Annotated in this window: 9 protein-coding genes; all 9 read right to left on the reverse strand. The window is 40.1% G+C overall.

Annotation, left to right across the window (positions count from 1 at the left end; genetic code table 11):
- Window positions 1–185: 185 nt before the first annotated feature.
- Window positions 186–950 carry an SDR family NAD(P)-dependent oxidoreductase gene (locus B8115_RS05550; protein WP_010626771.1) on the reverse strand — a complete coding sequence of 255 codons (765 nt, stop codon included), beginning with the start codon at window positions 948–950 and terminating at the stop codon, window positions 186–188.
- Window positions 951–1,022: 72 nt separating this feature from the next.
- Entirely contained in the window at window positions 1,023–1,781 is a 759-nt protein-coding gene (gene tpiA, locus B8115_RS05555; protein WP_010626772.1) for a triose-phosphate isomerase, read from the reverse strand.
- 18 nt (window positions 1,782–1,799) lie between these two features.
- A complete protein-coding gene (locus tag B8115_RS05560) occupies window positions 1,800–2,753 on the reverse strand; it encodes a D-isomer specific 2-hydroxyacid dehydrogenase family protein (RefSeq protein WP_010626773.1) in 954 nt (317 codons plus the stop codon).
- The gene (locus B8115_RS05565; protein WP_010626774.1) at window positions 2,747–3,757 is read right to left on the reverse strand and encodes a type II glyceraldehyde-3-phosphate dehydrogenase; all 1,011 of its coding nucleotides are present in this window, start codon (window positions 3,755–3,757) and stop codon (window positions 2,747–2,749) included. The genes B8115_RS05560 and B8115_RS05565 overlap by 7 nt, the downstream gene beginning before the upstream one ends.
- Window positions 3,754–4,536, reverse strand: a complete 783-nt coding sequence (locus tag B8115_RS23235; RefSeq protein ID WP_141638527.1) for a hypothetical protein — start codon at window positions 4,534–4,536, stop codon at window positions 3,754–3,756. The genes B8115_RS05565 and B8115_RS23235 overlap by 4 nt, the downstream gene beginning before the upstream one ends.
- Window positions 4,533–5,615 (reverse strand): isocitrate/isopropylmalate dehydrogenase family protein, encoded by a 1,083-nt coding sequence (locus B8115_RS05570; RefSeq protein ID WP_035590178.1) that lies wholly within the window; start codon window positions 5,613–5,615, stop codon window positions 4,533–4,535. The genes B8115_RS23235 and B8115_RS05570 overlap by 4 nt, the downstream gene beginning before the upstream one ends.
- 19 nt (window positions 5,616–5,634) lie before the next feature.
- Entirely contained in the window at window positions 5,635–6,603 is a 969-nt protein-coding gene (locus B8115_RS05575; protein WP_083861781.1) for an isocitrate lyase/phosphoenolpyruvate mutase family protein, read from the reverse strand.
- Window positions 6,604–6,615: 12 nt separating this feature from the next.
- Window positions 6,616–7,131: a hypothetical protein gene (locus B8115_RS05580; protein WP_010626777.1), complete on the reverse strand. Its 516-nt coding sequence runs from the start codon at window positions 7,129–7,131 to the stop codon at window positions 6,616–6,618.
- Window positions 7,118–7,595, reverse strand: a 478-nt coding sequence (locus B8115_RS05585; protein WP_238539197.1) for an aconitase family protein, incomplete at its 5' end; no start/stop codon positions are given. The genes B8115_RS05580 and B8115_RS05585, both read right to left, overlap by 14 nt.

The following is a 7,595-nucleotide window of genomic DNA, read 5'->3' on the forward strand; positions in this document are numbered from 1 at the left end:
AGACGTAGCCTGAGCTGACAGGATGAGCACTTCCGCATCAGGACTGTCGCGATATGAAAGGGACACCCTGGCGACTTCAAGAAAACTCTGCTAGGCGACGAAAAAGGAGTCCATAAGGCATGTGTCAAGCGAGCACCATCACTGTATATTTTACACTATCGTTTCCTTTCTTTAGCAAAGTTAATTCAACCGCTTATAGAAAAACCACCATCGACAGGCAAAACAGCGCCAGTTATAAAATCAGATGCAGAGCTGGCAAGGAAGATAGAGGCCCCAGCTAAATCCTTGGTTTCACCCCATCGGCCAGCTGGAGTTCTATCTAATACCTTTTCGTGTAGGCCTTGTATCTGATCTCGTGTTTTAATAGTCATTTTTGTATTAATCCACCCTGGCAATATCGTATTAACCTGTATGTTGTTATTTGCCCATGCCGCAGCAAGAGAACGCCCCATTTGTACGATCCCGCCCTTGCTCGCAGCATACGGTACGCTCAAGGGCATGCCAAAGATAGATAGCATAGAACCGATATTAATTATTTTTCCTCCGCCGCTTTCAGTCATGTATGGATAAGCCGCTCTACAGCATGAGAAAGCCCCTGAAAGGTTCACATCTATAATTTTGCGCCATTCATCAAAATGGTAAGCTTCGGGCTTTTTTCTGAGGTTGATTCCAGCATTATTTACAAGTATATTGATACTACCAAATTTTCGTACCGTCGCTTCAATAACATTCTGGCAAGACTTCTCACATGCAACGTCAAGTTCTACCGTCATAGCTCGGTGTCCTCGTTTCTTGAAAAAAGCCAATGCTTCTTCGTTTTTATTAGTGCATCGACCTGTTATGATAACTGTAGCTCCCGCTTCGGCCAAAGCTAGTGCAATACCAAAACCAATACCGCTATTGCTACCTGTGACTACAGCCACGCGATCGGTCAAGTCAAATAATTTCATATGCTAAATTCCATAAAATAAGTGTGCCAAGTGGCCAGTTTAATCTAATCCATAGGCATAAAATCAGTAAGATTAAATCGAACAGGGTCTGTTTAACAAAGCAATGAAGTCTTTAGCCTTCATTGCAGCGCGCCCAACTAAAACTCCGTTAACATTAGTGATTCCCAGTATACCTTTAATATTATCAGGATTGACTGATCCACCATATATGATTCTCATGAAATTAGCGTCACCACCAAGCTTAGTCTTTAATTTAGACCTGATGAATTCATGAATCAGGCCTATCTCTTCCTCAGAAGGAATGAGGCCGCTGCCTATTGACCAGACAGGCTCATAAGCTATAACCGTATTGCTACTATTTGACAAGTCCGGCACAGATTCGTTGATTTGCTCTTCAAGCACCTTGTAGGTTTTGTTTAGCTTGTTATCTGATAAAGTTTCACCAATGCAAATAATGATTTTTAGATTAGCGTTTAGTGCTGCTTCGGCTTTTTTGCGTACAAGTGAATTGGTTTCATGATATCCAATGCGCCGCTCAGAATGCCCCACAATTACGTAGTTAGCGCCTGCATCTTTTAACATGGTTGCTGAAATATCACCTGTATAAGGACCTTGCTCATGAACAGAACAATCTTGCCCGCCAATGTTTAGAAAGCCACTGGCTACTATAAGACTTGCACTGCTAATCAAAGTGGCAGGTAAGCAAATTAGTGAGTCAATTTTTTCGGTTGATTCCCTTGGGTAGTTTTGTTCTATTTCTTTCAGCTCTCTAAGAGAGTTAATCAATCCATGCATTTTCCAGTTTCCAGCAACTAAAGTGCGAATCCCCATAATAATATCTCCTCGTAATTAGATAGAGTGCATGCCGCAAGTATCTTTTCCATTTTTTTTAGCAATATAGAGCGATACTGCCCTTAAAATCCTTTTGGATATTTCCCGGTGTGATTGGTAAGTTTGTGCCCCAACATGAGGCGTCAAAATCACATTAGGTAATGTGTAAATAAGATCTACATCTCTTAATCCCTCCTTATAGTGCACGTCTAACCCAGCTGATGCGAGTTTGTTTTCAGTTAGCGCCGTATACAGTGCTTTATGATCAACAATGGCCGCCCTGGATGTGTTAATTAATATAGCGCGATGGTCTAATTTTTTTAGGTTGTTTTTATTTACCAATCCCTTGGTGCAGGGTGTTAATGGAAGGTGGAGAGAAATAACATCGCAAGCACTAAATAAATCAATCATGTTTCTTTTGGGTGTGATTCCATTATCCATGAGTTTTTGTTGCTTTAATGGGGCTTCTATAGAGTGATCCCAAGCAAAAACTTCAGCCCCTAGAGCTTTCACCATACACCCAAATAATTCACCGATTCTTCCGTACCCTACAATCCCTATTTTTCGGGAACGCAGAGTACTCCCTATGAAGGCTTCCTTAGAAGACCAATCACGGCTACGTACTGCTGAGTCAAAATTTACTATGTTTCTCAGACAAGCATATAAAAGTGCAAGAGATAAGTCTGCGACACTTTCATCAGCTCCTCCAGTTGCTACGACATGGATGGATCTTTTTTTTGCAGTTTCAACATCTATTGTGTCCAATCCAGACCCGGCCTTAATAATTATCTTTAAATTGGTCAGCTTATATAAAAGATGTTCGTTAACTAGCAATTTTCCTCTTGTAACTAATAGCTCAATCCTAGCTGCTTGCGAAGAGTCAAGTACAGTTTCAAGGTCACAGACATCAGCGAGTAAAGATAGTTTTCCTTTAAGGTCTGAAGAAAACTGACCACATAGTCCTATTAGCATATTTCACCAGGCATGAAAGTTAGTGAATTTTCAGTGTGCATTTGCGCTTCTGCTAATGTTTTTGCTATTCCTGTCATTCCAAAAAGTACATCCATTGTTTCAGGTACCACTATGGACTCCATATGAATGCCAACAGCAATAAGTATTTCGCCATCAATTAACTGGATGCTATCTTCCCAAACCACTAAAGAAGAACAGTCATACTTATAATGTTGGTCTCCATAAGCTCTCATTTTCGAGAGTGAAGGTGGACCGTTAACTAATGTTATCCTATTGAAAGAGTTTAGTGAGGATATTAAATCTTGCTTTGTAATGCTGGCTTTTGGTTTTATGAAAAGGTTGATCAGATGACCGCAGTTCACAGGCGCAGATACCGCTTGGGTGATAATATCTAAATTCGGAAAAAAATGTTTGATATCGCTTCCATGATGAGATTTTCCAGGAAACGACTGTATGTTATTTACGTCACCCTTAAATGACTTGTCAGGGTCAGTTGAGGAACGAATAAGCACAGCTCGAATACAGCTAATCTCTGTCAATAAAGTTATGGCTTGTATTAGACGAATAAGCCCTGTAGTGTTACAACTTAGGACGCGAACTGTTGAGGCTTGGAGAGCTTCGTTAAAACCTATTCCTGAGCAATAAGAGATATCTGCAATAGAGCTTTTCTCTCCCCCTTGGTAGATAACACGAACACCAGCATCGGCATAAATTTGTCTAAAAAACTCACCAGTTCCCCTTGGAGTACAGTCAACGATCACATCACACTGAGCAAGGAGTTCATAAATATTCCCCGAACAATAATTTTTATTTAAGGAATCATTCATTGCGGTGTCAGTATAATAAATCGGCACTTTAGCCATAATAAAAGGTAGTAGTGATGGTGTTAACCTTCTGACAGCAACGCCGCGAAGATTAAGGCGTTTGCTGTTGATTATGGCATCAGAAACTCTTTTCCCAATAGTACCAATTCCTATTACTGCTACCTCTGGCTTATTGCTCATAAAGCAATCCTAAGATGGAAGTTGATAGAGTTATTTAATTTCTTTAAACGAGCTTCCGGAGAAATCTGTGGCTCTGCAATACTACCAACCAGCTCTGCCAGGTAGAGAGATATTAATGTTTCTGTGAAAGCTATCCACGCGGTGGCTATGCAGCCCGATTTTGTCTCTTTGACATGTAAATCTAAAATAAATATTTTTGTGAAATTTCCGTCTTGCCAGCCGCAATCCCTTGCGAATTCAGTAAGAGCGGCAGTATCATTAATTTTTAACTCGAACGGTATTTTGGCAAGACGGTAATTGTTGCTAATGTGGTTCAACAATTCTTTCCTTTCTTGATCAAGAATAGTAACCATTAAATTAGCCAACCAACAACGAGTATGACCAACAGTTGCTAAAGATACACTCCATTTATCACTTGGGCTTAGGTTGTGATTTTTTATGTCTTCCTGCTGACGTATTGTAATGGAGTCGACACATCCTGTGCCAATAGGGGGATAATTGCTGCCAACCGGTGATAATACTGTTGCATGTCCATGGCTATATTTAAACGGTTGGGTAAAGTAGTTTATTGCTAATTCCCATGGAGTTGGCAATATGTGTAATACACTGGAGGAGAAGTATGAGATATGTGTTCCTGTCTCTTTTTCGGTTAACATCAATTTCTTTTTATCAGAATTCAATGTTAAAGTGTCACTATCAACAAAATCTAAGCACACTTTCCAATTTGCCTTATCACAAAAAGCCATGCATTCTTCAGCAATTTTTCTTATATTTTTCATACTATTTCCTTGTTTTCAGTTTGGGTTGGCGATGAGTAGTTGCTAATCACGGCTTGGGAAAACTCCTTTGTTCCTAATTCCCCCCCCAAATCCACAGTAAGTGTACTTTTATGACTTAAAGTTTTTTCGATGGCTGCTTCAATACGGCTTGCAGCTCTTAAAAGGTCTGGGCGTTGATGTTTTTCAGCCAGCCATGCAAGCAGAAGTGAAGAAGAAAGTATTAAGCCCGTTGGGTTAGAAATATTTTTATTTGCTATATCAGGTGCTGAGCCGTGTGAAGCCTGGGCCATAGCGATGTTATTAGAAGCGTTAAGAGAGGAAGCTAACCCAAGCCCTCCGCTTATTTCTGATGCCACATTGGAAATTATATCGCCAAACATGTTAGTAGTAAGAATAACGTCGAATCTTTCTGGGTCACGAATGATCATGGCAGCAGCTGAGTCTACCAACATATTTGTGACAGTGATCTCTGGGTAGTTTTTTGCAACTTCAGAAACAGTCTTTAAGAAAAGGCCATCTGAAATTTGTAAAACATTAGCTTTATGTATGACTGCTACGTGCTGTTTCCTTTTCCTAGCTAGTGCGAAAGCTGCGTTAGAAATAGAGGTGGTAGCATCAACTGTTATTTTTCTTATTGCAAAAGCTGTACGTGGGTCAGGCATGAACTCCCCGCAACCACGGTACATAGAACGGCTAGAATAGAATCCTTCTGTGTTTTCTCGAACAATCACTAAATCCATTTTTTGTTTAGAATCTTTTAAAATACCTATTTTTTTGCAGGGTCTAAAATTAGCAAAAAGGTTCAACTTCGTTCGAAACTCAGCGGATGGATTTATGCACCCATATGGATATTCATATGTTGAAAGTGGCGCTAATATAATGCCATCAGCTTCCTCAGCCTTTCTCCATGTGGTATCAGGTAAAGTTGTCCCATGATTTTCCAGTGCCTTTAATCCGACATCTTGAATCTCAAAATTTATATTAATCTTCTCTCTTTGGATGGCATGATTCAAAACCATTAAAGTTGCATACGTTATTTCAGGGCCTATGCCATCTCCCGGAAGAACCAATATTTTCATATTTCTCACCCTACCAATGTCAAGCGGTTTTTATTGAATACTTATTTTTCCCTAATGGTTTATAGAGCGATCGCTCTCGGACAAGGGCTGCATCATATCCAACCATAGAAAAAATCTCTTTAACAGGCGTGCAAAGTTCATCCGCTTCATATGATCTATCATTTTCAAGTATAACCTCGCAGATTTTTTCTATAGCTTTATGAGCTGCTCTTAACGTGTGGTTTGCATGTATAACAATAGATGCACCTAGGCGAAATAATTCTTTGTCGTAAATAAAATTGTATGTGGTAGGGACACATATAATCGGTATGTTGTTTTTGCTAGCTTGAAATCTTGAAAGGAATTCTGTTATATCTTTACCATGATTAGACTTTGAATGTATCATGATTCCATCAGCACCGTACTTGAGATAAATATTGGCCCTGGACAAAGCGTCCTCAATACTCTCTCCAGCAATTAAACTTTCAATGCGAGCAAAAATCATGAAGGCGTCAGACTGTAGAGCTTTCTTTGCTCTTTGTATTTTTCCAGCAAATAAAATAGGATCCTCAAGGACATGTGCCGAATCCTCCGACAAACTATTTCTTTTGGGATGTTTTTTATCTTCAATTACTACTGCACTTACACCAAGAGCTTCAAGCTTTGTGCAGAAATATTCAAAACCTGTTGGATCTCCACCCGTATCGCCATCTACGATAATAGGCAGCTTTGTTACCTGACATACTTCTTCTATAAGCTCAAGTCGTCTTTCAAGCAGATATATTTCCATATCAGGTAAGCCTTTAGAGGCTGATCCAGTGAGGCTCGAAATCCACAAAGCGTCAAATCTTTCTGGCCTATTTCCTGGTATCACCCTCTGCGATTGGCTGCATATTAAGGCTGACAAGCCACTATGCACTTCAATGCATTTCACTTTCTCCCCACGGTTTATTTTTTGCTTTAGTTTTACACGCCTTTCTTCTGGCAAAATATGATTTACAAGGCTCATGGAATTTCTCCTTTAAATTTTTTCTGATCTAATGATTACTTTAGAAGTGCGCTCGGCCAGCATGGGGAGCAATCCACCATTCATTACCATTTTTAGCATACTAGCTGGTGGTGGCGAGAAGCGTGCAATTGAGCCATCAGTTATTATTTCTCCATTATAAAGGTCCACGTCAATGCGCTCTTTTTCATGGACGTTTAAATTTTTTGTTTCTATCGCTATTAAACCCAAGTTCCACGAGTTTCGAAAAAAAATTCTTCCAAAGGCTGGTGCGATCACCATAACAACCCCTGCTGAAAGAAGAGAGCTAACCGCCTGCTCTCTGGAGCTACCGATCCCGAAGGTCGAGGTGCTACATAATACATCTCCGTGCTTTACTGTTTTCGAAAAGCCAGGAAAAAGATTCTCAAAAATATGTTTAGCCAGCTTTTCGGGATCTGTATACATATGCTTATATCGGCCAGGAATTATGTCATCAGTTGAAATTGTCTGATTAAGTTTTCTGACTCTTAACCCATTAAAATTTAGCATTAGTCACCTCATCTAGAGTCGGGATCTCTCCTTTTAAAGCTGTATGGGCAGCTACAAGGGGGGAGGCGAGGTAAATATCTGCTTCAGAATTACCCATACGCCCGAGAAAATTCCGGTTCATAGTAGATAATACGCGATCACCAGAAGCTGGAATGCTGCCTTGAGTCCCAAGGCAAGCACTACATCCAGGTGGAGAAATAATTGCACCAGCGCGAATGATTGTTTCTATATAACCTTTGTTCAATGCTTCAAGATATACTTCTTGAGAACCTGGCGTGACTAAGCAGTGCACATCTTTTCGGACTTTCTGATTAGAAAAAATTCCCGCTACCTCCTTCATGTCCTCTAACCTGCTATTTGTGCATGAGCCTATAAATACGAAATTTATTTTTATCCCAGAGCACTCGTCAAGCGGAGAGACATTGTCTGGAGAGTGAGGTTTAGAAACCATTGGCGGTAAACCA

The organism is Halomonas sp. KM-1, from assembly GCF_000246875.1.
Taxonomy (GTDB): domain Bacteria; phylum Pseudomonadota; class Gammaproteobacteria; order Pseudomonadales; family Halomonadaceae; genus Halomonas; species Halomonas aerodenitrificans.

Bases quoted from the DNA above. Each gene is read 5' to 3' on its own strand.
- B8115_RS05565 (WP_010626774.1), bottom strand. From the start codon at position 3,757: ATGAGCAATAAGCCAGAGGTAGCAGTAATAGGAATTGGTACTATTGGG.
- B8115_RS05550 (WP_010626771.1), bottom strand. From the start codon at position 950: ATGAAATTATTTGACTTGACCGATCGCGTGGCTGTAGTCACAGGTAGC.
- B8115_RS05580 (WP_010626777.1), bottom strand. From the start codon at position 7,131: ATGCTAAATTTTAATGGGTTAAGAGTCAGAAAACTTAATCAGACAATT.
- B8115_RS05575 (WP_083861781.1), bottom strand. From the start codon at position 6,603: ATGAGCCTTGTAAATCATATTTTGCCAGAAGAAAGGCGTGTAAAACTA.
- tpiA (WP_010626772.1), bottom strand. From the start codon at position 1,781: ATGGGGATTCGCACTTTAGTTGCTGGAAACTGGAAAATGCATGGATTG.
- B8115_RS05570 (WP_035590178.1), bottom strand. From the start codon at position 5,615: ATGAAAATATTGGTTCTTCCGGGAGATGGCATAGGCCCTGAAATAACG.
- B8115_RS23235 (WP_141638527.1), bottom strand. From the start codon at position 4,536: ATGAAAAATATAAGAAAAATTGCTGAAGAATGCATGGCTTTTTGTGAT.
- B8115_RS05560 (WP_010626773.1), bottom strand. From the start codon at position 2,753: ATGCTAATAGGACTATGTGGTCAGTTTTCTTCAGACCTTAAAGGAAAA.